The 24,753-nt window shown below is 64.1% G+C and carries 21 protein-coding genes; 18 read left to right on the top strand and 3 right to left on the bottom strand.

Annotated features, from left to right (window positions below; genetic code table 11):
* Positions 1-440: 440 nt before the first annotated feature.
* From pqqA to HT051_RS02305, 8 genes are all read left to right on the top strand, one after another.
* Positions 441-530 carry a pyrroloquinoline quinone precursor peptide PqqA gene (gene pqqA, locus HT051_RS15250; RefSeq protein WP_069094653.1) on the top strand — a complete coding sequence of 30 codons (90 nt, stop codon included), beginning with the start codon at positions 441-443 and terminating at the stop codon, positions 528-530.
* Between the two features lie 196 nt (positions 531-726).
* The gene (locus tag HT051_RS02335; protein ID WP_208454360.1) at positions 727-3,489 is read left to right on the top strand and encodes a DUF2339 domain-containing protein; all 2,763 of its coding nucleotides are present in this window, start codon (positions 727-729) and stop codon (positions 3,487-3,489) included.
* A 109-nt stretch (positions 3,490-3,598) separates the two neighbouring features.
* Positions 3,599-4,651: a MaoC family dehydratase gene (locus HT051_RS02330; RefSeq protein WP_174540543.1), complete on the top strand. Its 1,053-nt coding sequence runs from the start codon at positions 3,599-3,601 to the stop codon at positions 4,649-4,651.
* Between the two features lie 145 nt (positions 4,652-4,796).
* On the top strand, positions 4,797-5,321 hold the full coding sequence (locus tag HT051_RS02325) for a superoxide dismutase family protein (protein ID WP_174540542.1): 525 nt from the start codon (positions 4,797-4,799) through the stop codon (positions 5,319-5,321).
* Positions 5,322-5,447: 126 nt separating this feature from the next.
* Positions 5,448-5,855, top strand: coding sequence for a succinate dehydrogenase, cytochrome b556 subunit (gene sdhC / locus HT051_RS02320; RefSeq protein ID WP_174540541.1), 408 nt, complete (start codon positions 5,448-5,450; stop codon positions 5,853-5,855).
* On the top strand, positions 5,856-6,230 hold the full coding sequence (gene sdhD / locus HT051_RS02315; protein WP_174540540.1) for a succinate dehydrogenase, hydrophobic membrane anchor protein: 375 nt from the start codon (positions 5,856-5,858) through the stop codon (positions 6,228-6,230).
* A gap of 3 nt (positions 6,231-6,233) precedes the next feature.
* The gene (gene sdhA / locus HT051_RS02310; RefSeq protein ID WP_174540539.1) at positions 6,234-8,063 is read left to right on the top strand and encodes a succinate dehydrogenase flavoprotein subunit; all 1,830 of its coding nucleotides are present in this window, start codon (positions 6,234-6,236) and stop codon (positions 8,061-8,063) included.
* Between the two features lie 235 nt (positions 8,064-8,298).
* Positions 8,299-9,090, top strand: coding sequence for a succinate dehydrogenase iron-sulfur subunit (locus tag HT051_RS02305; protein WP_174540538.1), 792 nt, complete (start codon positions 8,299-8,301; stop codon positions 9,088-9,090).
* Between the two features lie 22 nt (positions 9,091-9,112).
* Here the strand turns inward: HT051_RS02305 and HT051_RS02300 are convergent, their stop codons facing one another.
* Positions 9,113-10,000 carry a hypothetical protein gene (locus HT051_RS02300; RefSeq protein WP_174540537.1) on the bottom strand — a complete coding sequence of 296 codons (888 nt, stop codon included), beginning with the start codon at positions 9,998-10,000 and terminating at the stop codon, positions 9,113-9,115.
* 299 nt (positions 10,001-10,299) lie between these two features.
* Between HT051_RS02300 and HT051_RS02295 the strand changes: the two genes are divergently transcribed.
* Complete coding sequence (locus HT051_RS02295; protein WP_174540536.1) at positions 10,300-10,929, top strand: glutathione S-transferase family protein; 630 nt, start codon at positions 10,300-10,302, stop codon at positions 10,927-10,929.
* Here the strand turns inward: HT051_RS02295 and HT051_RS02290 are convergent.
* Positions 10,926-11,408, bottom strand: coding sequence for a hypothetical protein (locus HT051_RS02290; protein ID WP_174540535.1), 483 nt, complete (start codon positions 11,406-11,408; stop codon positions 10,926-10,928). The genes HT051_RS02295 and HT051_RS02290 overlap by 4 nt on opposite strands.
* A 198-nt stretch (positions 11,409-11,606) precedes the next feature.
* Between HT051_RS02290 and HT051_RS02285 the strand changes: the two genes are divergently transcribed.
* Both HT051_RS02285 and HT051_RS02280 read left to right on the top strand, forming a co-directional pair.
* On the top strand, positions 11,607-12,554 hold the full coding sequence (locus HT051_RS02285; RefSeq protein ID WP_208454359.1) for a cobalamin-binding protein: 948 nt from the start codon (positions 11,607-11,609) through the stop codon (positions 12,552-12,554).
* Entirely contained in the window at positions 12,551-12,976 is a 426-nt protein-coding gene (locus HT051_RS02280) for a cupin domain-containing protein (RefSeq protein ID WP_174540533.1), read from the top strand. The genes HT051_RS02285 and HT051_RS02280 overlap by 4 nt, the downstream gene beginning before the upstream one ends.
* Before the next feature lie 29 nt (positions 12,977-13,005).
* Here the strand turns inward: HT051_RS02280 and HT051_RS02275 are convergent, their stop codons facing one another.
* The gene (locus tag HT051_RS02275; protein ID WP_174542824.1) at positions 13,006-14,436 is read right to left on the bottom strand and encodes a DUF1254 domain-containing protein; all 1,431 of its coding nucleotides are present in this window, start codon (positions 14,434-14,436) and stop codon (positions 13,006-13,008) included.
* A gap of 194 nt (positions 14,437-14,630) precedes the next feature.
* Between HT051_RS02275 and zapE the strand changes: the two genes are divergently transcribed.
* From zapE to lpdA, 7 genes are all read left to right on the top strand, one after another.
* The gene (zapE, locus tag HT051_RS02270; RefSeq protein ID WP_174540532.1) at positions 14,631-15,740 is read left to right on the top strand and encodes a cell division protein ZapE; all 1,110 of its coding nucleotides are present in this window, start codon (positions 14,631-14,633) and stop codon (positions 15,738-15,740) included.
* Positions 15,741-15,836: 96 nt separating this feature from the next.
* Positions 15,837-16,811 carry a malate dehydrogenase gene (gene mdh / locus HT051_RS02265; protein ID WP_174540531.1) on the top strand — a complete coding sequence of 325 codons (975 nt, stop codon included), beginning with the start codon at positions 15,837-15,839 and terminating at the stop codon, positions 16,809-16,811.
* An 82-nt stretch (positions 16,812-16,893) separates the two neighbouring features.
* The gene (gene sucC, locus HT051_RS02260) at positions 16,894-18,060 is read left to right on the top strand and encodes an ADP-forming succinate--CoA ligase subunit beta (RefSeq protein ID WP_174540530.1); all 1,167 of its coding nucleotides are present in this window, start codon (positions 16,894-16,896) and stop codon (positions 18,058-18,060) included.
* Positions 18,061-18,939, top strand: coding sequence for a succinate--CoA ligase subunit alpha (gene sucD / locus HT051_RS02255; protein WP_174540529.1), 879 nt, complete (start codon positions 18,061-18,063; stop codon positions 18,937-18,939).
* Between the two features lie 65 nt (positions 18,940-19,004).
* Positions 19,005-21,884 carry a 2-oxoglutarate dehydrogenase E1 component gene (locus HT051_RS02250; protein WP_174540528.1) on the top strand — a complete coding sequence of 960 codons (2,880 nt, stop codon included), beginning with the start codon at positions 19,005-19,007 and terminating at the stop codon, positions 21,882-21,884.
* A gap of 42 nt (positions 21,885-21,926) precedes the next feature.
* Positions 21,927-23,246: a 2-oxoglutarate dehydrogenase complex dihydrolipoyllysine-residue succinyltransferase gene (gene odhB, locus HT051_RS02245; RefSeq protein WP_174540527.1), complete on the top strand. Its 1,320-nt coding sequence runs from the start codon at positions 21,927-21,929 to the stop codon at positions 23,244-23,246.
* A gap of 79 nt (positions 23,247-23,325) precedes the next feature.
* Positions 23,326-24,723 (top strand): dihydrolipoyl dehydrogenase, encoded by a 1,398-nt coding sequence (gene lpdA / locus HT051_RS02240; RefSeq protein ID WP_174540526.1) that lies wholly within the window; start codon positions 23,326-23,328, stop codon positions 24,721-24,723.
* The last annotated feature ends 30 nt before the right edge of the window (positions 24,724-24,753 follow it).

The raw sequence follows: 24,753 nt of genomic DNA, 5'->3' as shown, positions 1-24,753 counted from the left end.
GGGCTACTTGAGCGCTTGTTTTGTGCGCTACCGCCCGCTGGGCTACTTCAGCGCGGCTTTGTGCACCCGGCCAGCACACCTGCAGGGCCTCATGGTGAGGGCGCTTCGCCAAGGGCGAAGCGTGTCTCGAACCATGGGAGTGATTTTGTTTGCGCTACCGGCCTGGGCCGATTTGAGCACTTTATTAAGGGCGCTACCGGCCTCTGGCCTACTTGAGCGCTTGCCTGTTTTACGCGACCCGCTCACGTGATGACATGAACACGCGCGGTCCGTTTCGGCGGGTTGTCGGCCTGCAGTGCCGCACGCGAAAGCTGAAAAACGGCTATTTTTCTGGATTTTTGGGCTCCACAGCTTTTCATTTTCCTTTAATGTCCATTTCATGCGGTGCTCATCGGGCATCGCTATATTTATAATCAGAATTGGAAAGAGGAGACGAACCCATGAAGACGTGGCTGAAACCCGAGATCACCGAGTCCGAAGCTGGCATGGAAGTGACTTCCTATCTCCCGGCTGAGCTGGACCGCGCGTAAATCCTTAGCGATTAACGCGAACTAGACAAAAGGCGGTGCCTTGCGAGAAGCGGGCGCCGCCTTTTTGTTTGCCCTTTTGCGGCCCTCAAACATCTCTATCGTGCCGTAACCAACCGGCACTTCGGCTCTCGCGGGACGTTTTCGTCCCCCGCATCGGGAGCGCGTCCGCCTTTTCACGGTCCCTCTCGCGATGTCGATGCTTTATGCCCTCGTCCTGCTGATCGTCGCCCTGCTCGCGCTGGGCTTTGTCGGCTTTTGGCTCGCGATCGGCCAGCGCAAGCGGATCTCCGATCTCGAAATCGAGGTCGCCAAGCTCCGCCGCGCCGTCTTGAGCCTCGGCGCGCCCGGCGAAACACCGGACACTGCGGAAGCGCCGGAACCTGCCCCAAGCAGCGAGCTCGATAGTACCCCCGAGGCTCTCCGCAGCATTCGGGCCGCACGCCTCGCCGAAGCGCGGAAAATGGCCGGCGGCGGCAAAATCTCCGAACCGGCCGAAGAACCGGGCAGCGAAGAGGCCCCCGCTAGCCACGAGGAAAAGTCTGTCGCCGGAGAGCCGGAGGCACCCTCTCCGCCTCCAGCGCCGGCCCAAACAATCGGACTGGAAGAACGCTTCGGCACCCAATGGGTGGTCTGGGCCGGCGGCATCGCCCTGGCGCTCGGCGGCTTCTTCCTGCTCCGCTATTCCATCGAGCAGGGCTGGTTCGGCCCCGGCGCCCGCATCCTGCTTGGCGCGATCCTCGCCGCCATCGTCATCGCCGCCGGTGAATGGACCCGCCGCAACGAGCTCCACTCGCGTCTCGCCGTCGCCCCCAATGCCGACATTCCGAGCATCCTCACCGCCGTCGGCACCACCATCGCCTATGCCGATATCTACGCCGCCCATGGACTCTACGGCTTCATCGGCCCGGGCCTCGCCTTTTTGCTGCTCGGCCTCGTCGCCCTGATCACCTTGGCGGCCGCGCTGCTGCACGGGCCGGCGCTGGCCGGACTCGGCCTGATCGGCGCCTTTCTCACCCCGGCCATGATCTCCACCCCGGAGCCGAATTACTGGGGGCTGTATCTCTATCTCGCCATTGTCAGCGCCGCCGCCTTCGCGCTGGCCCGGGCAAGGCTCTGGCGCTGGCTGGCCATCGCGGCAACTTGCTTCGCCCTGTTCTGGACCCTGCCCGACATGGATAAGACCGGTGCCAGCGTGCTGCTGCCGCATCTCTTCCACGTCATCGCCGGACTTTGCCTCGCCGCGGCGCTGATCGTCTCCGGCTTCTTCCTCGGACCGGAGCAGGAACGGCCGAAGATCGACGCTGTCTCCTCCGGTGTCCTCGCCGCCTATCTCTTAGGCGGGCTCGGCATCGTGCTGGCCACCGGCCATGACGGCGCGGCGCTTTGGGGCTTCGCCCTGCTGGTCGCCATTGCCTTGGCAGTTGCCTGGAAGGCGGTCTCGGCCACTGGCACGGTTCTCGCCGCAAGCCTCTTCGTCGCCCTGCTCTTCCTCGCCTGGTCTGCCCAGATCGACATCCAGTCGGTCTACACCACCTGGGATCTCAGCCAGCAGCCGCAGATCCAGCGCGTGCCCGGCTTCGATGCGCACCTGCTCTGGGCGCTCGGCTTCGCCGGGCTGTTCGGCGGTGCCGGCTTCCTGATCCAGGGCCGCCTCCCCAACGCAAAACCGGCAGCCTGCTGGGCCGCCGCGGCAGTCTTCACCCCCATCGCCCTGCTGATCGCCGTCTACTACCAGATCGCCAGCTTCGAGCGCTCCTTGCCCTTTGCGGCCGCCGCGCTGGTGCTCGCCGGTCTCTTCGCCTTCGCCACCGAGATGCTGAGCAAGCGCGCCGCACGCGCCGGCATCGCCACCGCAACGGCGCTCTTCGCCATTGGCGCGGTCGGCGCCCTGGCGCTTGCGCTCACCATGGCGCTGGAGAAGGGATGGCTGACAATCGCCCTCGCCCTGATGGTGCCGGGTATCGCCTGGATCGCCGAGAAGCGGCGCTTGCGCATCCTGCGCCCTCTCGCCGGCGCGCTGATCGCCGCCGTTCTGGCCCGCTTCGCCTGGGACCCGCAGATCGTCGGCAACGCCATCGGCGAGACGCCGATTCTGAACTGGCTGCTCTATGGCTACGGCATTCCGGCACTCGCCTTCTGGGCGGCCGCGCGCATGCTCCGCCGCCAGCGCGCCGACGGCGTCACCCGCCTGGCCGAAAGCGCCACCCTGCTTTGCACCGTGCTGCTGTTCTTCTTCGAGATCCGCCACCTGACCGGCCTCGATATCTATCGCGGCGGAACCAGCCTGACCGAGGTCGCCCTTCAGATCATCGTCTGGCTCGCCCTCGCCACCGGCCTGGAGCGCGGCCGCCTGAACGCCGAGCGCATTGTCTACGATTGGGGGGCGTTGATCCTGGCCGGCCTCGCCTTGCTCGGCATCGGCTTCGGCCTCGGTATCGACGTCAATCCGCTGTTCCGGCCAGAGCCCGTCGGCGGGCTGATCCTCAACCTGCTGCTCCTCGCTTATGCGTTCCCGGCCTTCTTGTGCTGGCGGCTTTCGCTGGTCACCGCCAAGACCCGGCCGCCGGCCTATTCCCGGACTTTCGCCTATACCGCCGTGGCGCTGGTGCTGGTCTATCTCTCTTTTGAGGTCCGCCGCTTCTATCAGGGCCCGATCCTCTCCAGCTTCCACGTCTCCGATGCCGAGCAATACACCTATTCGGTGGTCTGGCTCGCCTTCGGCGTGGCGCTGCTGGCCTTCGGCATCGCGCGCCGCTCGCTCTCCTTGCGCGCCGCCTCCGCCGCCGTGGTTGTGCTCACCGTGCTGAAGGTCTTCTTCATCGATATGGCCGGGCTCACCGGCATCTATCGGGCGGTTTCCTTCCTCGGCCTCGGCGCGGTCCTGCTGGGCATCGGCTGGTTCTATCAGCGCATTCTGTTCCGGGGCCCTACCCCGGTGGCGAAGGACCGCGAAACCTAGGCGTGACAGGCGGATATCCCGCCGATATGGTCGCGCCAATTCCGCCGGGGGCCGTCAGCGCTCCCGCACCTTCCCATCGACAACAGCGCAAGATCACACGACACGACCCATGAAGAATCCTGCTGCCGGTAATTTTTTCGAAGACTTCTCCCTCGGCCAAAAGATCGTCCACGCCACGCCACGCACCCTCACCGTGGGCGACACCAGCCTGTTCACCGGGCTTTATGGCGGCCGTTTCGCGGTTCAATCCTCCGATCATTTCGCGCAAGGGATCGGCTATCCGGTGGCCCCGATCGCCGACGATCTGGTCTTCCATATCGTCATCGGCAAGACCGTGCCGGATGTCTCGCGCAACGCTATCGCCAATCTCGGCTATGCCGAATTCCGCTTCCTGAAGCCGGTTTATCCCGGCGATACCCTGGCCTCCGTCTCCGAGGTGATCGGGCTGAAGCAGAACTCTTCAGGTAAGAACGGCGTCGTCTATGTGCGCTCCACCGGCACCAACCAGAACGGCGAGAAGGTGCTGGAATTCGCCCGCTGGGTGATGGTCAACAAGCGCAATCTCGATGCGCCGGCGCCCGAGACGGTGATTCCCGAGCTCGACAAGGCCGTGGATCCCGCAACCATCGGCGGTGCTCTGCCGAGCCTCGACATGGGCCATTACGATTTCGATCTCGCCGGCTCGCCGCTCCGCTGGGGCGATTACGAGGTCGGCCAGAAGATCAATCATTTCGACGGCATGACCATCGAGGAGGCCGAGCACCAGATCGCCACCCGCCTGTTCCAGAACACCGCGCGGGTGCATTTCAACCAGCATATCGAGGGCCAGGGGCGCTTCGGCCGCCGCCTGGTCTATGGCGGCCACATCATCTCCATCGCCCGCGCGCTGCAGTTTAACGGCCTGGCCAACGCCTTCCATCTCGCCGCCCTGAACGGCGCCAGCCATGTCGCCCCGTCCTTCGCCGGTGACACCATCTATGCCTGGAGCGAGGTGCTGGACAAAGCCGAGCTCGAGGGCCGCGACGATCTCGGCGCCCTGCGCGTCCGCCTCTTCGCCGTGAAGGACCGCGACCCGGCCGAGTTCCCCGGGGTCAAGGAAGACGGCAAATACGAGGACGGCGTGGTGCTCGATTTCGATTGCTGGCTGGTGCTGCCGCGCTAGGGAAGCTGCCTCCCGTCGGCGGCTTTGCATTCATTTGCCTGCAACTTGGCGACAACTATCATGCGGTTTGCAGCGTTACGCCTTGCGATCCGCATGCAATGATGCGCGGAACGCCAAGCAGCTTAAGTTTACGAGGAGGATTTCCATGCCGAAGATGAGTTTCGCCCTTCCCGCCGCCATCGTAGCGGCAGGCCTCGCCTTCGCCGCCCCGGCTTTCGCCGATGCGCCCGAAGCCGAGGCGACCCTGAAGGACGTCGACGGCAATACGGTCGGCGAGGTCGATCTGGAAGAGACGCCCCATGGCGTGCTCCTCGATGTCGAGCTGAAGGGCTTCCCGCCCGGCGATCACGCCTTCCATATCCACGCAGTGGGCAAATGCGAGCCGCCCTTCAAATCCGCCGGCGGCCATTTCAATCCCACCGATGTGGAACACGGCTATTTCAGCAAGACCGGACCCCATGCCGGCGACATGCCGAACATCCACGTGCCGGCCTCCGGCAAGCTGGACTTCGAGGTCTTCAACCCGATGGTGACCTTCAACGGCGACAATGCCCTGTTCGACGAGGACGGCGCCGCCATCATGATTCATGACGGCGAGGACGACTATGAGAGCCAGCCTTCGGGCGATGCCGGCTCGCGCATCGCCTGCGGCGTCATCACCGCCGACTGACCAGCGCCGGGACGCTGTCCGGGGAAATAGCCGGCGCCGCGCCCGGACGTCGCGCCGCGGGGTAGATTGCCCCGAAGCCCGGCGTGGGCTATGACATAATTCTGGGAGTCATTCGAAAATCACACCATGAGCGACGGCAGAACAGAGATCGAGCGGCCGCTATCGCCGCATCTCCAAGTTTATCGCCCGATGCTCACCATGATGATGTCCATGGCCCACCGGGTTTCCGGTGTGGCGCTGGCGGTCGGCTTTGCCCTCTTCGCCTGGTGGCTGATCGCGGTGAGCGCGGGGCCGGAGGCCTATGCCAAGGTGGCGGCCTTCTGGTCGAGCCTGCCCGGCCAGGTGCTGCTGTTCCTGTTCACCTGGGCGCTGATCCACCATCTCCTCGGCGGCATCCGTCATCTGATCTGGGATACGCTGCACGCCCTCGACAAGCCGACCATCGAGCGGCTCGCTTGGGCCACCATCATCGGCTCCACCAACCTCAACCTGCTGCTGTGGATCGTCGGCGTCTGGATGAGAGGGAGCCTTTAGATGCGCACGCCGCTCTCGCAAGCTCGCGGCCTCGGCGCCGCCCATAAGGGGCCGGAGACCTTCTGGCGCCAGCGCGTCACCGCGGTCGCCAATATCCCGCTGGTGCTGTTCCTGATCTTCTCGATTCTGCTCCATATCGGCAGCGACTACGCCACCGTGAAGGCCTATCTCGCCCATCCGATCGTCGCGGTTCTGATGCTCGGCCTGGTGCTGTCGGTGACCGTCCACGCCCGCATCGGCGTGAAGGAGATCGTCGAGGATTACATCCAATCCGATGCGATCCGCATGCCGGTTATGCTGCTCTCCTCCTTCTTCGTAATTGGCGCCGGGCTCGCCTGCGCCATCGCCATCGTCAAAATCAGTCTGGGAGCCTAGCCGATGGCCGAGGACAAACTGAACGGGGCCCCGTCGGTCAACGGCCGGGCCTATCCCATCGTCGACCACGATTACGATGTCGTGGTGATCGGCGCCGGCGGTTCGGGCCTGCGTGCCGTGGTCGGCTGCTCAGAGGCCGGCCTCCGCACCGCCTGCATCACCAAGGTCTTCCCCACTCGTTCCCACACCGTGGCTGCCCAAGGCGGCATCGCCGCCTCGCTCGGCAATATGCATCCAGACGACTGGCGCTGGCATATGTACGACACGGTGAAGGGCTCCGACTGGCTCGGCGACCAGGACGCCATCGAATATCTCTGCCGCCATGCGCCCCAGGCCGTCTACGAGCTGGAGCATTGGGGCATGCCCTTCTCCCGCACCGATCAGGGCAAGATTTTGCAGCGTGCCTTTGGCGGCATGAGCGTCGATTTCGGCAACGGCCAGGCGATGCGCACCTGCGCCGCCGCCGACCGCACCGGTCACGCCATGCTGCACACCATGTACGGCCAGGCGCTACGCCATTCGGCGGAATTCTTCATCGAGTATTTCGCCATCGACCTGATCATGGACGATGAGGGCGTCTGCCGCGGCGTCATGGCGCTCTGCCTGCAGGACGGCAGCCTGCACCGCTTCAAATCCAAGCAGGTGATCCTGGCCACCGGCGGCTATGGCCGCGCCTATTTCTCCTGCACCTCGGCCCATATCTGCACCGGCGACGGCAACGCCATGGTGCTGCGCGCCGGTCTCCCTCTGCAGGATATGGAGTTCGTGCAGTTCCACCCCACCGGCGTCTATGGCGCCGGCGTCTTGATCACCGAAGGCGCGCGCGGCGAGGGCGGCTTCCTCACCAATGGCGAGGGCGAGCGCTTCATGGAGCGTTATGCGCCGACCGCCAAGGATCTCGCCTCCCGCGACGTGGTTTCCCGCGCCATCACCATCGAGATCCGCGAAGGCCGCGGGGCGGGCCCCAACAAGGAGCACGTCTACCTCAACCTAAGCCATCTGGATCCGAAGCTGCTGGCCGAGCGGCTTCCGGGTATCTCCGAGTCAGCGCGGATCTTCTCCGGCGTCGACGTGACCCGCGAGCCGATCCCGGTGCTGCCGACGGTGCATTACAATATGGGCGGCATACCCACCAATATGCATGGCGAGGTGATCCGCCCCACCAAGGGTGATCCGGACGCGCTGATGCCGGGGCTGATGGCCGTGGGCGAGGCTGCCTGCACCTCGGTGCACGGCGCCAACCGCCTCGGCTCCAACTCGCTGATCGACCTCGTCGTGTTCGGCCGCGCCGCTGCGCTCCGCTGCGCCGAGATCGCCGGCAACGGTAAGGCCTCCGCGCCGCTGCCCAAGGATGCCGGCGAGAAGGCCATCGCCCGTCTCGATCATTTCCGCTACGCCGACGGCGACATTCCCACCGCCGAGCTGCGCCTGAAGATGCAGAAGACCATGCAGACCGACTGCGCCGTGTTCCGCACCAAGGAGTCTCTGCAGCAAGGCGTGAAAGGCATCCGCGAGGTCTGGGCGCAGGCCAAGGATCTGAAAGTCACCGACCGCTCGCTGGTCTGGAACACCGATCTGGTCGAGACCCTGGAGCTCGACAATCTGATCTGCCAGGCCGCCGTCACCGTCAACGGCGCGCTGAACCGGGAGGAAAGCCGCGGCGCCCATGCCCGCGAGGACTTCCCCAAGCGCGACGACGAGAACTGGATGAAGCACACGCTAGCCTATGCCGATTTCGACAAATACACGGTGAGCCTGGGCGAGCGCCCCGTGCACAGCTACACTTTGTCCAACGAAATCGCCTATATCGAGCCCAAGGAGCGGGTGTACTGATGATGGGGATCGTTTAGCTGATGTGTCATTGCCGGGCTTGTCCCGGCAATCGCACGAGAAAAGTCGCTCAAGCGATGGCCGCGGGATTGGAAGATCAATCTAATCGAGAGAGAGAATCCCGATTGGGCCGATCTTTTTGGCGGACTCAACAGGTGAGCCGCGAAGTCGGTGTTCATGGATGCCCGGCACAAGGCCGGGCATGACGCCGGAAAAATGGCGAGCGAACGGTAACAAAATGGTCCAACTCACGCTTCCGAAGAATTCCAAGATCCACCAGGGCAAGGAATGGAATCCGCCGCCCAAGGATGCCGAAGAGGGCCGCTGGCGCGCCTACCGGGTCTATCGCTACGATCCCGACACCGATGAGAACCCGCGCGTCGATACCTATTGGGTGGATACCTTCGATTGCGGGCCGATGGTTCTCGATGCCCTGCTCTGGATCAAGAACAACGTCGATTCCACGCTCACCTTCCGCCGCTCCTGCCGCGAAGGCGTGTGCGGCTCCTGCTCGATGAATATCGACGGCACCAACACGCTGGCCTGCACCATGCACGCCGAGGAAGCGCAGAAAGAGACCATCGCCATCTATCCGCTGCCGCATATGCCGGTGGTGAAGGACCTGGTGCCGGACCTGACCCATTTCTACGCCCAGCACCGCTCCATCGAGCCCTGGCTGCAGACCGATTCCCCCACTCCGGGCAAGGAATGGCGCCAAAGCCGCGAGGACCGGGAGAAGCTGGACGGCCTCTACGAGTGCATCCTGTGCGCCTGCTGCACCACCTCCTGCCCGTCCTATTGGTGGAACGGCGACCGCTATCTCGGCCCCGCCACCCTGCTGCAGGCCTATCGCTGGATGAGCGACAGCCGCGACGAGCATACCGGCGAACGCCTCGACAATGTCGAGGATCCGTTCAAGCTCTACCGCTGCCGCACCATCCTCAACTGCACCAAGGCCTGCCCCAAGGGACTGAACCCGGGCAAATCCATCGCCTCCATCCGCGCTCTGATGGTCGAGCGCGGGGAGTAGGCGAAGACGAAGGCCGGCTGACCTAAGCTGCGGGCTGCTGGCCGAGCAGCTCTTTCAGCCGCGTACCGATAGAGTTCCGCGGCGGCAAATCTTGCTCCGACTCCTCCGGCATTTCTTGCGCCATCAGCTCCAGCATCTCGCCTGCGATATTCCTGGCCATGTTGGGCATGCGCAGCTCCAGCACCCGGGCGAGCTGATCGGTGATTTCCGCCGCGCGGGCCACCAGCAGCCGGTCCATATACGGCATCAGGCTCTCTTCCAGCCGCCGCGCGATGGCCGGCGCGGTGTCGACAGCGACGGCGTCCTCCTGAAGCATGTCACTTCCCTCGCCCGCCAGATCGAAGCCATAGAGAATATCCATCAGCGAGACTTTCTGGTCCCGCTCCGAGGCGACATCGGAGGCCCGGCTCAGCACCTTGGCGAGGAACGGGCTCATCGCCAGCTCGCTGCTGCTATCCTCGGTGCCGACAAACCAAGGCTCCTCGGCCAGCTTCCGCGTCATCACCCGCCGTGCCACATCGGCATCGAGCACCCGCTGCAGCTTGCGGCTGATATCGGGATCGAGGGTCATCGCCAGCACCAGATGGCTGGCATCCAGCCGAGTGTGGTTATGCGCCCTGGCGATACCGATCGCCCGCGCCACGCAAAGCGCCGCCGGCTCGGTGAAGTCGATATCCTCCAGCTCCTTCACCGAGATGGCGACCGGTGCCGGATCTGCAGCCCGCTCTGCCGCCTGCTCGGCCGGAGCCGGCTCGTCTTCAACAGCTGCGGCCCCGGAAGTGAAACCGAATGAAGCCGTGTCCGCGGATGCGCCTTGCGGCGTTTCCACCGTCGGTTCCGCCGAAGGCTCCGCGCCAAGGCTTTCCGCCTGACCATTGCCCGCGGTCTCTACCTCCGCGGACGCATCCAACTCTGGCTCGGCCGCGTTCGATGGCGCCGCACCATTCGTCATCGATTGCGGACGTGCCATGTCACTGCTCAGCCGCCGCTCCGAATCCCGCGACCGCCAGCTAAAGTAATCCCGATCCATCACCACGATACTCGCCCTCCCACACAACTTAACTTAAACAGATGCTTAATATTCAACTATGAAGTGTATTGAATTGCAAGATCAAGCCGCTACCAGGCGTCGCCTTCCCATCGGGTCCGAATTTGGCAATGATGTCAGGCAATTGAGTCGCCCCATCCCGCCTTTTCGGATCCTCGCCCATGGCCGAATTCACCCTCTATTGCTTCGCCCAGTCGGGAAATGCCTATAAGGCGGCGCTGATGCTGCAGCTTTGCGGCGCCGATTGGCGCCCGCGCTTCGTCGACTTTTTCAACGGCGAGACACGCGAGCCGCTCTACCGGGCGCTGAACGAGATGGGCGAGGTGCCGGTCCTCATCCATCGCGACAAGGCGCTGACCCAATCCGGCGTGATCCTCGATTATCTGGCCGAGCATTTCGGCCGCTTCGGCCCCGCCGACAGCGACGAGGGCCGCGAGATCCTGCGCTGGCTGCTCTGGGACAACCACAAGTTGACCGGCTACACCGCCACCTATCGCTATTTGAGCTTCATCAAGCCGGGCGGCGAAAAACCGGTGCTCGACGCCTTCCGCCACCGCATGCTGGCGGCCCACGAGGTGCTGGAAAATCATCTGGAAGACCGCGAATGGGTCGTGGCGGAGCGCCCGACCATCGCCGACTTCTCGCTCTGCGGCTATCTTTACTGGCCGGCGGAATTCGGCATCGATTGGGACAATGAACGGCCCAATATCGCCGAATGGCTGGCCCGCATCCAGCGCCTGCCCGGCTGGAAGGCGCCCTACGACCTGATGCCGGACAAACCGGGCGGCTAGCGCGCCGGACAATTGGGCAGCGTGAAGCTGCAGCTCGGCAGATTCTTCTTCAGGCGGCCATCCTCGGTATATTTGCTCTCCACCTGACGCGGCGCATAGGTGATCCGCGCCAAACGGTCACCCTCGAAGCCGAACGTCGCCGCGCAATCCCAATTGCCGCTCGACGACTTGGTCATGGAGAACGGACTCTGATCCTTCTTCTTGTCCTTCTTGACCGACCCGCCGCCGGGCACCGGCCCCGCCCCGCTATAGTGGTAGATCAGATTCTCGCCCTTCCCCGTGGCGTAACGGCTATAGGGCTGACCGGCGCAAGCGACGATCTCCTGCTTGCTGCGGCCGATATAGGGCGCCGTCGGGTCCGCTTTGGTCAGATTAGTGACCATGCTCGCCGGATTTCCGGCGCAGCCCGAAAGAACGGGCGAAAGCGCCATCAGCGCGGCAAGCGCGAGGGCCGGAATTCTGGTTGCTGTTCTTGTCATCGGCACGCCTATGCCAGCCCATCGCGGTTGAATCTTGGCGAAATCGCGTCCCATACGAAATGTCGCGCAAAGGACCGCACCCGCCTCAGCCTAACAGATAGGGAGGGACCGCGAGCCGGTACAAAACCGACGCCTGCCCGACACCCGGCCTCGCAAAAGCCTATCGCCCTCCCTATTCTTCCCGCCATGGGAGAATCAGTGCCGGCGCCCGCCAAACCCGCCAAAATCGTGTCGCTGATCGCCAGCGCCACCGAGATCGTCTGCGCCCTCGGCGCCCGCGACCGGCTGGTCGGCCGCTCCCACGAATGCGACTACCCGCCGGATATCTTAGAGCTGCCCCAGCTCACCGAGCCGAAATTCCCGGTCGAAGGGAGCAGCTCCGAGATCGATAAGCGGGTGAAAGCCGTGGTCGAAGAGGGGCTCTCCGTCTACCGGGTCGATGCCGACGCGCTGGAGAGCCTTTCCCCCGATATCATCGTCACCCAGGATCATTGCGAGGTCTGCGCCGTCAGCCTCTCCGACGTGGAGGACGCGGTCTGCGCCTGGTCCGGCCGAAATGCTGAGATCGTCTCGCTGCATCCCGGCAGCCTTGCCGATATCTGGGCCGACATCGCTAAGGTGGCCTCCGCCCTCGGCGACCCGGAGGCGGGCGAGACGCTGATCGCGCGCTCTATGGCGCGCATGGAAACGATCGCCGCGGAGGCCCGCAAAGCCAAGAGCAAGCCGAGCATCGCCATGATCGAATGGATCGACCCGATGATGGGCGGCGGCAATTGGATGCCGGAGCTGGTGGAGATGGCGGGCGCCACCGATTTTCTTGCCAAGCCCGGCGAGCCCTCGCCTTGGGTGGAATGGGACGACATCCTCAAGGAGGATCCCGACATCGTCTTCGTCCACCCTTGCGGCTTCGATATCCCGCGCACCCTGCAGGAGATGCCGATCCTGGAGGCGAAACCCGGCTGGCAGGATTTGAAAGCGGTGCGCGACGGAAAAATCTTCGTCGCCGACGGCAACCAGTATTTCAACCGGCCCGGCCCACGCGTGGTGGAGAGCCTGGAGATCCTCGCCGAGATCGCCCATCCCGATCTGTTCCCGCCCCGCTTCGAGGGCACTGGCTGGATCCGCTATGCGGGAACCTCGTCATGATACGGCACGCATCCATGTCGGTGTTCGCCGCGCTGCTTTCCCTCAGCCTCCTCCCCGGCAGCACGTATGCCCTCGAAGGAAGCTATGCCGAGACCACCACGGCAACCGAGCTGATGAGCGAGGATCTGGCCAGCGACCCCGCTTATGAGGTGAAGGCGCAGCTCTACACCATCCCGGCAAACACCACGCTTCCCTGGCATACCCATCCCGGCGCCCAGGAGATCGTCTATGTGCTGCGCGGACCGTTCATCGTCGAGGTGGAAGGCGAAGGCGAGACCAAGCTCGCCACCGGCGGCAATTTCCACCTGGCCCCCGATCTGGTTCATCGCGGCAGGAACCCGAGCACCGATCATACCGCCAAGCTCTATGTCGTCCGCATCAAGCCGAAGGACGCGCCGCTGGTGAAAGAGGTGGACCGCTAGCCGGCCCACCCCCTTCGATTGCTCTAGGCCTACTCCACCGGCGCGATGGCGGGCGGGTTCCATTTGCCCGTCAGCACCGCCGAATCCGGCGCATAGAGCCGCATGGTCAGGGTAAACGGCCCCTTCGGCGCCGGCAGCCAATTGGCCTTCATATCGCCGTCCGGTTTCTGGTTCTGAATGAGCAGATCGAGCGATCCGTCCGGATTGGTCTTCATGTCCATCCAGCTGCTCAGGGCAAACCGATTAAGGCTGTTGGGCACCTGAAAACCCTGATCGTCATACAGCGTGACCGACCAGAAGCCTTGCACCGGCGGCAGCTCACCCTTGGCGAAATGGATACGGTAATTCTTGTTGCCGTCCAGCGGCTTACCGTCCTTGTCGCCCAGGCTCAGCGGATACACCGCATCTTCCGGCACATTCGCGCCAAGCCCCTGCTGGGTCATGATCGCGCGCTTCAGATAGTAGTTGCCGTAGACGCCCACCGTGTCGGTATTCATCGACCAGTTATTGGCATTGCGCGCCACCGTCGGGAATTTCCACGCCATCAGCGCCTGCGCATCTTTCGGCGCATCCTTCAGCCCGGCCTGCACCGCTTCCGGCGCCTTGCTCAGATCGAAGCTTTCGCCAGGCACAATGCCGAGCCGCTTCATCCGCGCGATGATCGGCCGGTCGGTGAAATGCGGCGGATTGGTTTTCAGCAGCTCCGCCGCATAGGCGAAGTACTTGTCGGCCGCCATGGAATCGATCTGCAGCTTCGGCGGCGTCTTCACGTTGAACGACGGGTCGCGCTTATAGTCCGGCGCCGGCACGTCCTTGCCCCAATTGGCCAGCGGCGTGATCTTGTATCCGGCCTGGATCTTATGCACCGCCGGATAATCGGAAGGCCCGTCGGTCTTGGTACGGCCGATCACCCAGAGCCAGGGGGTCGAGGCGCTGATCCGCTGCGTGCCCTCGGGCAATCCCAATTCCTTGGCGAAGCCGTCCTTCAGTTCCGGCCGCCAATCCGGCGGCGTGATCAGGAAGGTTCCAGCCTTGGTTCCCGTCGTGCGCCAGCCGGGAGAGGCGATCACGTCGGTCCACATGTCCAGCATCGGCAACAGGTAATAGCGCCCATCGGTGTCCGGCACCGAGACCACCACCGGCCCGTCGGTCAAATCGAGCCACGCGGAGGAATACAGCGTGTCGAAATTGGGCCGCACCACCTGCCGCATATCGGCCGGCGGAAAGGCCGGCAGATTGAAGAACTTGTTCGGCGGGCCGCTCAAGCCTTCGTCCGGCGGCAGATTCAGCGACTGCAGCCGAGTCAGATCCATGGTGATCAGGGGATAGAAGTAGAGATAGGCGTTGACCCCGATCTCATGGGCCTCTTCCTTGGTGATCGCCGGGGTTTCGGCAGCTGAAGGCCCGGAAAATCCGGCCAGCACCGCAACCACCCCCAGCGCGGAAATCAAGCGTTTCATCATGCATATTCCTTTCCGCCGCTACGGCTTGGAAACATTCAGCGGCAACAATAAAACCGGCGAAGCTACGTTGCTCCGCCCGCGGCACAATTCCTGCAGCATTGCTAAGGCCACATGAATACTGGCACCTCCTGGGTCGGCTTGCCGTCCGCCCGTCACCGCAAGGCGCCCCGGCCGCGCGAAAGATATCGACCATGAAACTGAGCAAAAAATATGAAGCGCTGATCGAATCCGGCGAGATCGACTTCGATCCGGCGCAAGAACAAGCCGCGCAAAGCTTGCAGGGCTTGGCGGACCGGCTTGCCGAAGAAAACGGCGGCGGCCTCGCCAAACGCCTCAACCCCTTCGCCAAGAAGCCCGGCGCCATTCCCGGCCTCTATGTCTTCGGCTCCGTCGGCCGCGGCAAGACCATGCTGATGAACCTGTTCTTCGAGACGGTTCCGACACCAGAAAAGCGCCGCGTGCATTTCCAGGAATTCATGACCGAGGCCCATGAGGCCATCGAGGCCGCCCGCAAGGACAAGAACAAGGATGCGGTGCAAAGCGCCGCCCTTAGCCTCGCCAAGGATTTGAAGCTGCTCTGCCTCGACGAGCTGGAGATCGAGGATATCGCCGACGCCATGGTGATCGGCCGGCTGTTCGAAGCGCTGTTCGCCAAGAACGTGACCATCGTCGCCACCTCCAACACCGCGCCGGAAGATCTCTATAAGGGCGGCCTCAACCGCCAGCTCTTCCTGCCCTTCATCGCCCTGATCCAACAGCGCATGGCGGTGCTGGAATTGGATGCCGCAAAGGATTACCGCCTGGAGCGTCTGGCTGGCAGCAATCTCTACCTCACCCCGGCCGACGAGACGGCGACCCGCTCGCTGGATCAGAGCTGGCACAAGCTCACCGGACGCGACGGCGGCGAGCCCGATACGCTGACCGTCAAGGGACGCCATATCGAGGTGCCTTGCGCGGCACTCGGCGCGGCCCGTTTCGCCTTCGAAGATCTTTGCGAGAAGCCGCTCGGCCCGGAGGACTATCAGCGCATCGCCCACAGCTATCACACCGTGCTGATCGACAAGATCCCGCTCCTGCCGCCGGAGCGTCAGAATGCCGCACGTCGCCTCACCACGCTGATCGATGCGCTCTACGACAACGGCGTCTGCCTCATCGCCTCCGCCGAGGCCGAACCCGACGCGCTCTACCGGGGAAACCGCCCGGAAGGCTTCTTCCGCACCGCCTCCAGGCTGATGGAGATGCGCTCGCTCTCCTATCTGGAAAAGCGTCACCGGCACCGCGCCGAGGAGGCGGCGCTTTGACCGCGCTCTGCACACCCCCTCGCGGCGCGGACGACGACGGTTGCCATCACCGGCCACTCGCGTAAACTGGCCGCCAGTTGGGGTTGAGGGGGCTCTATGGCAAGTAACAAAATCGCGTTGATCGGTGCCGGACAAATCGGCGGCACCTTCGCGCTTCTTTCGGCCATTCGCGAACTTGGCGAAGTCGTTCTGTTTGATGTGGTTGACGGCGTTCCGCAGGGAAAGGCCCTGGATCTTGCCGAATCCGCCCCCGTCGACGGCTATGGCTCCAAGCTCCGCGGCGCCAATGAATATTCCGAGATCGAAGGCTCCGATGTGGTGATCGTCACCGCCGGCGTGCCGCGCAAGCCGGGCATGAGCCGCGACGATCTCCTGGAAATCAATCTCAAGGTGATGGAGCAGGTCGGCGCGGGCATCCGCAAATATGCCCCCGAAGCCTTCGTCATCTGCATCACCAATCCGCTCGACGCCATGGTGTGGGCGCTGCAGACCGCGTCCGGCCTGCCCAGTCACAAGGTGGTCGGCATGGCCGGCGTGCTCGACGCCGCCCGCTTCCGCTATTTCCTGTCCGAGGAATTCGACGTCTCGGTCAAGGACGTGACCGCCCTGGTGCTCGGCGGCCACGGCGACACCATGGTGCCGCTGATCCGCTATTCCACCGTCGCCGGAATTCCGCTGCCCGATCTGGTCAAGATGCGCTGGATCACCCAGAAGCGCCTCGACGAGATCGTCCAGCGCACCCGCGACGGCGGTGCCGAGATCGTCGGCCTGCTGAAGACCGGATCGGCCTTCTACGCCCCCGCCGTCTCGGCCATGGCCATGGCGGAAGCCTATCTCAAGGACCAGAAGCGCCTGCTGCCTTGCGCCGCCTATCTCAACGGCGAGTACGGCGTCAAAGGCCTCTATGCCGGCGTGCCGGCAGTGATCGGTGCCAAGGGCATCGACCGGGTGGTCGAGCTCGATCTCACCGGTCCGGAACGCGACGCCTTCATGAAATCGGTTGAATCGGTTAAAGGCCTCGTCGAGGCCTGCAAGAAGATCGCCCCGAGCCTCGGCGCGGCGGCGGCGTAGACGTGCCTACGGAAACGTCTTAAGGGCCGACATAACAATCGCCGATCGTATTTTTCCCAACGAAGCTGAGTAACCGGCCTCTATGAACATTCACGAATACCAAGCCAAAGCGCTGCTGCGCGAATACGGCGCGCCTGTCGCCGAAGGCCATCTTGCCGAAACGCCCGAAGAGGCGGTGGAGGCGAAGAGCCATCTTTCCACCGACACCCTCGTGGTGAAGGCTCAGATCCACGCCGGCGGGCGCGGCAAGGGCGGCGGCGTCAAGCTGGTCAAGACCATCGACGAGCTGAAGGCGGAAGCCGAGCGCATGCTGGGCATGACCCTGGTCACCCCGCAGACCGGCCCCGCCGGGCGCCTGGTCCGCAAGGTCTATGTCGAAGAAGGCTCGGCGATTGCCCGCGAGCTCTATCTTTCCATGCTGGTGGACCGCGCCGACGGCCGCGTCGCCTTCGTCGCCTCCACCGAAGGCGGCATGGATATCGAGCAGGTCGCTGCCGAGACGCCCGAGAAAATCCTCACCTTCAGCGTCGACCCGGCCTCCGGCCTCAGCCCGTTCCATGGCCGCAAGGTCGCCGCAGCGCTGAAGCTGGAAGGCGATCTCGCCAAGCAATGCGGCAAGCTGGTCGCCAGCCTCTACAAGCTGTTTCTCGACAAGGATTGCAGCCTGATCGAGATCAACCCGCTGATCGTCGGCGAGGACGGACAGCTGCGCTGCCTCGACGCCAAGATGGGTTTCGACGACAACGCCCTGTTCCGCCACAAGGACATTCTGGAGCTGCGCGACATCAACGAGGAGGATCCGGCCGAGGTCGAGGCCTCGAAATACGATCTCTCCTACGTGAAGCTCGACGGCGATATCGGCTGCATGGTGAACGGCGCCGGCCTCGCCATGTCGACCATGGACATCATCAAGCTCTACGGCCGCGAGCCCGCCAACTTCCTCGATGTCGGCGGCGGCGCGACCAAGGAGAAGGTCACCGAGGCCTTCAAGATCATTCTGTCCGATCCCAACGTGAAGGGTATTCTGGTGAATATCTTCGGCGGCATCATGCGCTGCGACGTCATCGCCGAAGGCATCATCGCAGCGGCCAAGGAAACCAATATCACCGTGCCGCTGGTGGTCCGCCTGGAAGGCACCAATGTGGAGAAGGGCAAGGAACTGCTGGCAAGCTCCGGCCTCGCCATCGTCCCGGCCGACGATCTGGACGATGCGGCGAAGAAGATCGTTGCCGAGGTGGGAGGCGCGTAAATGAGTGTTTTGATCGATAAATCGACCCGGGTGATTTGCCAGGGTCTCACCGGCGCGCAAGGTACCTTCCACACCGAGCAGGCCATCGAATACGGCACCACCATGGTGGGCGGCGTGACGCCGGGCAAAGGCGGCACCAGCCATATCGGCCTGCCGATCTTCGACACCGTGCAGCAGGCGGTGGACGCCACCGGCGCCAACGCATCCGTGATCTACGTGCCGCCGCCCTTCGCCGGCGACGCCATCCTGGAGGCCATCGACGCCGAGCTGCCGCTGGTCGTCTGCATCACCGAAGGCATCCCGGTGCTCGACATGGTGAAGGTGAAACGGGCGCTCACCGGCAGCAAGACGCGGCTCATCGGCCCCAACTGCCCCGGCGTCATCACCCCGGATCAGTGCAAGATCGGCATCATGCCCGGACATATCCACCGTCCCGGCAAGGTCGGCATCGTGTCCCGCTCCGGCACCCTGACCTACGAGGCCGTGGCCCAGACCACCGCGGCCGGTCTCGGCCAGTCGACCTGCATCGGTATCGGCGGCGACCCCGTCAACGGCACCAACTTCATCGACTGCCTGGAGCTGTTCCTCGGCGACGATTCCACCGAAGCCATTATCATGATTGGCGAAATCGGCGGCAGCGCCGAAGAGGAAGCGGCCGCTTACCTCGCCGCCAGCCCGGTCAAAAAGCCGACCGTCGGCTTCATCGCCGGCGCTTCCGCCCCGCCCGGCCGCCGCATGGGTCATGCCGGCGCCGTGATCTCCGGCGGCAAGGGCGCAGCCAAGGACAAGGTCGCAGCAATGGAGGCGGCTGGCATTGTAATGTCACAATCGCCTGCTGCTCTTGGAAGTACGCTCCTCAAAGTATTAAATGGAGCATGAACGAAGTTTCGTCAGGCTCACATATTCGCCTATAGCCGGAACCTAATACCGGCAAGGTAAGGTCGATGACCAGGCAACCGCTGAACGACGTTTTCCTACGCACGTCGTTCCTCCAGGGCGCGAACACCGCCTACATGGAGCAGCTCTACGCGCTCTATAAGCGCGACCCGAGTGCAATCGGCCAGGACTGGCGGGACTTCTTCGATTCCCTCGGCGATGAGGCGAACACGGTGCTTGCCGAAGCGCAGGCACCGTCTTGGCGTCCGCCGCAAGCCGCCGAGACCGAAGCCGCGCCGAGCCCGGCCAAGGCGATCGCCGCCATCGGCGAAGCGGACGCCACCGCCGCCGCCAACGATACGCTGCGCGCCGCCCAGATCATCCGCTCCTACCGCCAGCGCGGCCATCTCATCGCCGAGCTCGATCCCTTGCGCCTCACCGAGGGCCAGGAGCATCCGGAGCTGAAGCCCGAAACTTACGGCTTCACCCCGGAGGATTACGACCGGCCCATCTTCCTCGGCGGCTTGCTGGGGCTGGAGAGCGCAAATCTTGGCCATGTGCTGGGCATTCTGAAGCGCTGCTACTGCCACCATATCGGCGCCGAATACATGCACATCTCCAACCCGGTGGAGCGCCGCTGGATTCAGGAGCGCATGGAGGTGGAGCACGAGCAGTTCCGCTTCACCCCCGAAGGCAAGACCGCCATCCTCAACAAGCTAATCGAGGTGGAAGGCTTCGAGCGCTTTCTCGACGTCAAATATACCGGCACCAAGCGCTTCGGCCTCGACGGCGGCGAAAGCATGGTCCCGGCGCTGGAGCAGATCATCAAGCGCGGCGGCCAGCTCGGCCTGGAGCAGATCGTCATCGGCATGCCCCATCGCGGCCGGCTGAACGTGCTCTCCAATGTGATGAGCAAGCCATTCCGCGCCATCTTCAACGAATTCAAGGGCGGCTCCTCCCACCCCGACGAGGTCGAGGGCTCGGGCGACGTGAAATATCACCTCGGCGCCTCGTCCGACCGCACCTTCGATGAGAACAGGGTGCATCTGTCGCTCACCGCCAACCCGTCGCATCTGGAGATCGTCGATCCGGTGGTGCTCGGCAAGGTGCGCGCCAAGCAGGATCAGCGCCATGACGGCCAGCGCCACAAGGTGCTGCCGCTCTTGCTGCATGGCGATGCCGCCTTCGCCGGCCAGGGCGTGGTGGCCGAATGTTTCGGCCTGTCGGGTCTGAAGGGCCACCGCACCGGCGGCTCGATCCACTTCATCGTCAACAACCAGATCGGCTTCACCACGGCGCCGCGCTTCGCCCGCTCCTCGCCCTACCCCTCCGACGTCGCCAAGATGATCGATGCGCCGATCTTCCACGTGAACGGCGACGATCCGGAAGCGGTGGTCTATGTCACCAAGCTCGCCATCGAGTTCCGCCAGGAATTCGGCAAGCCGGTGGTGATCGACATGTTCTGCTATCGCCGCCACGGCCATAACGAGGGCGACGAGCCGGCCTTCACTCAGCCGCTGATGTATCAGCGCATCGCCAAGCATCCGCGCGTCGTCGATGTCTATTCCAAGCAGCTGGTCGATGAGGGCCTGCTCACCGCCGAGCAGATCGAGCAGATGAAGACCGACTTCCGCAACGCGCTGGAAGAGGAGTTTTCCGCCGCCGACAGCTACCGCCCCAACCGCGCCGACTGGCTGGACGGCAAATGGTCGGGCATCGGCCTTGCCGACGAAGGCGCCCGCCGCGGCCTCACCGGCGTCGATCTCGACGTGCTGAAGGAGGTCGGCGAGAAGCTCACCTCCTATCCGGAAGACTTTACCCCGCATAAGACGCTGATCCGCATCCTCAAGAACCGCCGCAAGATGGTCGAGGAAGGCAAGCGCATCGATTGGTCCATGGCCGAGGCACTGGCTTTCGGCACGCTGCTGCTGGAAGGCTTCCGCGTCCGCCTCTCGGGCCAGGATGTGGAGCGCGGCACTTTCTCCCAGCGCCATTCGGTGCTGATGGATCAGAAGACCGAGGAGATGTACACGCCGCTGCAGCACATCGCGCCGGAGCAGGGCACCTTCGAGGTGATCAACTCGATGCTCTCCGAGGAGGCGGTGCTCGGCTTCGAATATGGCTACAGCCTCGCCGAGCCCAACGCGCTCACCCTGTGGGAGGCGCAATTCGGCGACTTCGCCAACGGCGCGCAAGTGGTCATCGACCAGTTCATCTCTTCCGGCGAGCGCAAATGGCTGCGCATGTCCGGCCTCGTCCTGCTGCTGCCCCATGGCTATGAGGGGCAAGGTCCGGAGCATTCCTCCGCCCGGCTGGAGCGCTTCCTGCAGCTTTGCGCCGAGGACAATTGGCAGATCTGCAACTGCACCACCCCGGCCAATTATTTCCACGTGCTGCGCCGCCAGCTGCACCGCCAGTTCCGCAAGCCCTTGGTGCTGATGACGCCGAAATCCCTGCTGCGCCACCGCCGCGCCGTCTCGGCCATCGAGGATTTCGGTCCCGAGACCAGCTTCCACCGCCTGCTCTGGGACGAGGCCGAGAGCGGCAAGGACGAGGCGCTGCGCCTGGTTCCCGACGACAAGATGCGCCGCGTCGTGCTCTGCTCCGGCAAGGTCTATTACAATCTCTACGAAGAGCGCGAGAAGCGCGGCATCGACGATGTCTATCTCCTGCGGCTCGAGCAGCTCTACCCCTTCCCGGCCCGCGCCCTGATCCAGGAGCTCTCGCGCTTCCGGCAGGCCGAGATGGTCTGGTGTCAGGAAGAGCCGAAGAATATGGGCGCCTGGAGCTTCATCGATCCCAATCTTTGCTGGGTGCTCGATCACATCGAAGCCGAGCACCGGCGCCCGCGCTACACCGGCCGGCCCGCCTCCGCGGCGACGGCCACCGGTCTGATGAGCAAGCATTTGGCGGAATTGAACAGCTTTCTGGATGACGCCCTGGGCTAGGCTGCACGCCTGCCGGGACGGCCGAACAATAGGAACGAGGTCATGGCCACAGAGATCCGGGTGCCGACATTAGGGGAATCGGTCGTCGAGGCGACCGTGGGGCAATGGTACAAATCCGCCGGCGACACGGTGGATGCGGACGAGCCCCTGGTCGAGCTTGAAACCGACAAGGTCACCGTCGAGGTACCCGCACCCTCCGCCGGCGTGCTCTCCGAGATCACCGTCGAGTCCGGCGAAACGGTCGAGGTCGGCGCCCTGCTCGGCGCCATTGCCGAAGGCGAAGGCGCAAGCGCCGGCAGCGGCAATGGCAGCCAGGCGCCCGCGCCCAAAGCAGCGGAGAAAGCGCCAGAGCCGGAGCCTGCCCCGCAACCCGCCGCTGCGGCTTCTCCCGCCCCTGCGCCAGCCGCATCCGAGGGCACCGATATGCCGCCCTCGCCCGCCGCGCGCAAAGCGCTGGAAGAATCCGGCCTCAACGTCAACGAGGTGCAAGGCACCGGCCGCCGCGGCCAGGTGCTGAAGGAAGACGTGCTCCGCGCCAAGGAAGGCGGCACAGTGCCGAAGGGGGGCAATGGCGCCGCGACCGATGCCGCCGCCGAGCTGCTGGCCCGCCAGCCGGTGAAGGAGGCCCCGCCGCCGCGCCAGCCCTCAAGCCTCGAGGATGCCGAGCGCGAAGAGCGCGTGCCCATGACGCGGCTGCGCCAAACCATCGCCAAGCGGCTGAAAAGCGCCCAAGACACCGCCGCCATGCTCACCACCTTCAACGATGTGGATATGAGCGAGGTGATGGCGCTGCGCAAAAAATACCGCGAAGCCTTCGAAACCAAATACGGCGTCAAGCTCGGCTTCATGGGTTTCTTCGTCAAAGCCTGCTGCCAGGCGCTGAAGCAGGTGCCCGACGTCAATGCCGAGATCGACGGCACCGATCTGGTCTACAAGCAGTATTGCCATGTCGGCGTCGCCGTCGGCACCGACAAAGGCCTGGTGGTTCCGGTGATCCGCGATGCCGATCAGATGAACCTCGCCGAGATCGAGAAGACCATCGGCGATTTCGGCCGCCGCGCCCGCGACGGCAAGCTCTCCATGGCGGAGATGCAGGGCGGCACCTTCACCATCTCCAATGGCGGCATCTACGGCTCCATGCTGTCCACCCCGATCCTCAACGCGCCGCAATCCGGCATTCTCGGCATGCACCGCATCGAGCAGCGCCCCGTGGTGCGGAATGGCGAGATCGTCGCCCGGCCGATGATGTATCTGGCCCTTTCCTACGACCATCGCGTGGTGGACGGGCAAGGCGCCGTCACCTTCCTGGTCAAGGTGAAGGAAGCCATCGAGGACCCGTCTCGCCTACTTCTGGAGATCTGACGGCTTTTGGAGATCTGACTGCTTCTAAAGATCTGACCCCTGGGGCGTTGGCCCCTTCGAGAGATTTTGCGAGTTTTCTATGTCCTATGATCTGATCGTGATCGGTACCGGCCCCGGCGGCTATGTCTGCGCCATAAGGGCCGCCCAGCTCGGCCTCAAGACCGCGGTGGTGGAGAAGCGCGCCACCCCCGGCGGCACCTGCCTCAATATCGGCTGCATCCCCTCCAAGGCGCTGCTCCATGCCAGCGAGGCCTATGCCCACGCCGCCAACGGCTTCGCCGAGATGGGCGTGAAGGTGAAACCGGAGCTGGACCTGGAGGCCATGCTCAAATTCAAGGATGAGGGCGTCGCCGGCAATGTGCAGGGCGTGGAGTTCCTGCTGAAGAAGAACAAGGTCGACAGCTTCCACGGGCTCGGCAGGATCACTGCCCCCGGCAAGGTTGAGGTGACGAACGACAAGGGCAAGAGCGAGACCTTGGAGGCCAAATCCATCGTCATCGCCACCGGCTCCGAAGTCGCCAAAGTGCCCGGTATCGAGATCGACGAGGAGAAAATCGTCTCCTCCACCGGCGCGCTGTCGCTGCCCAAAGTGCCGAAGAAGCTGCTGGTGATCGGCGGCGGCTATATCGGCCTGGAGCTCGGCTCGGTGTGGAACCGCCTCGGCGCCGAAGTCACCGTAGTGGAGATGCTGGACCGCATCACCCCCGGCCTCGACGGCGAGGTCGGCAAGCAGTTCATGAAGATCCTCGCCAAGCAGGGCATGAGCTTCAAGCTCGCCACCAAGGTGGTCTCCATCGACACCAAGGGCAAAGGCTGCAGCGTCACCCTGGAGCCGGCCAAGGGCGGCAAGCAGGAAACCATCGACTGCGATACCGTGCTGGTCTCCATCGGCCGCGTGCCCAACACCGAAGGCTTGGGCCTCGCCGATATCGGCGTGAAGATCGACAATCGCGGCCGCGTCGCCGTGGACGAGCACTATCAGACCAACATCCCCGGCATCTACGCCATTGGCGATGTGATCGAAGGCCCGATGCTGGCCCATAAGGCGGAGGACGAGGGTGTCGCCATCGCCGAGATTCTGGCCGGCCAGGCAGGCCATGTGAATTACGGCGTGATCCCGGCCGTGGTCTATACCGAGCCGGAGGTCGCCTCCGTCGGCAAGACCGAAGAGCAGCTGAAGGAAGAAGGCGTCGACTACACCGTCGGCAAGTTCCCCTTCCTGGCAAACGGCCGCGCCAAGGTGAACCGCACCACCGAAGGCTTCGTGAAGATCCTCGCCGACAAGAAAACCGACCGGGTGCTCGGCGTGCATATCTTGGGGCCGGACGCCGGCAACATGATCGCCGAGGCCGCGGTGCTGATGGAGTTCGGCGGCTCGGCCGAGGATCTGGCCCGCACCTGCCACGCCCACCCGACCCTCACCGAGGCAGTGAAGGAAGCGGCCCTGGCCGCCGAAGGCCGCGCCATTCATATGTGATTTCCCTCTCCCCGGCGGGAGGGAACAAGC

The sequence above is a fragment of the Methyloligella sp. GL2 genome, from assembly GCF_013341275.1.
GTDB lineage: Bacteria > Pseudomonadota > Alphaproteobacteria > Rhizobiales > Methyloligellaceae > Methyloligella.
This window is presented reverse-complemented; position numbering and strand designations above follow the sequence as displayed.

Coding starts and splice junctions, on each gene's coding strand:
- pqqA (WP_069094653.1), top strand. CDS start 441: ATGAAGACGTGGCTGAAACCCGAGATCACCGAGTCCGAAGCTGGCATG.
- HT051_RS02335 (WP_208454360.1), top strand. CDS start 727: ATGCTTTATGCCCTCGTCCTGCTGATCGTCGCCCTGCTCGCGCTGGGC.
- HT051_RS02330 (WP_174540543.1), top strand. CDS start 3,599: ATGAAGAATCCTGCTGCCGGTAATTTTTTCGAAGACTTCTCCCTCGGC.
- HT051_RS02325 (WP_174540542.1), top strand. CDS start 4,797: ATGCCGAAGATGAGTTTCGCCCTTCCCGCCGCCATCGTAGCGGCAGGC.
- sdhC (WP_174540541.1), top strand. CDS start 5,448: ATGAGCGACGGCAGAACAGAGATCGAGCGGCCGCTATCGCCGCATCTC.
- sdhD (WP_174540540.1), top strand. CDS start 5,856: ATGCGCACGCCGCTCTCGCAAGCTCGCGGCCTCGGCGCCGCCCATAAG.
- sdhA (WP_174540539.1), top strand. CDS start 6,234: ATGGCCGAGGACAAACTGAACGGGGCCCCGTCGGTCAACGGCCGGGCC.
- HT051_RS02305 (WP_174540538.1), top strand. CDS start 8,299: ATGGTCCAACTCACGCTTCCGAAGAATTCCAAGATCCACCAGGGCAAG.
- HT051_RS02295 (WP_174540536.1), top strand. CDS start 10,300: ATGGCCGAATTCACCCTCTATTGCTTCGCCCAGTCGGGAAATGCCTAT.
- HT051_RS02290 (WP_174540535.1), bottom strand. CDS start 11,408: ATGACAAGAACAGCAACCAGAATTCCGGCCCTCGCGCTTGCCGCGCTG.
- HT051_RS02280 (WP_174540533.1), top strand. CDS start 12,551: ATGATACGGCACGCATCCATGTCGGTGTTCGCCGCGCTGCTTTCCCTC.
- HT051_RS02275 (WP_174542824.1), bottom strand. CDS start 14,436: ATGAAACGCTTGATTTCCGCGCTGGGGGTGGTTGCGGTGCTGGCCGGA.
- zapE (WP_174540532.1), top strand. CDS start 14,631: ATGAAACTGAGCAAAAAATATGAAGCGCTGATCGAATCCGGCGAGATC.
- mdh (WP_174540531.1), top strand. CDS start 15,837: ATGGCAAGTAACAAAATCGCGTTGATCGGTGCCGGACAAATCGGCGGC.
- sucC (WP_174540530.1), top strand. CDS start 16,894: ATGAACATTCACGAATACCAAGCCAAAGCGCTGCTGCGCGAATACGGC.
- sucD (WP_174540529.1), top strand. CDS start 18,061: ATGAGTGTTTTGATCGATAAATCGACCCGGGTGATTTGCCAGGGTCTC.
- HT051_RS02250 (WP_174540528.1), top strand. CDS start 19,005: ATGACCAGGCAACCGCTGAACGACGTTTTCCTACGCACGTCGTTCCTC.
- odhB (WP_174540527.1), top strand. CDS start 21,927: ATGGCCACAGAGATCCGGGTGCCGACATTAGGGGAATCGGTCGTCGAG.
- lpdA (WP_174540526.1), top strand. CDS start 23,326: ATGTCCTATGATCTGATCGTGATCGGTACCGGCCCCGGCGGCTATGTC.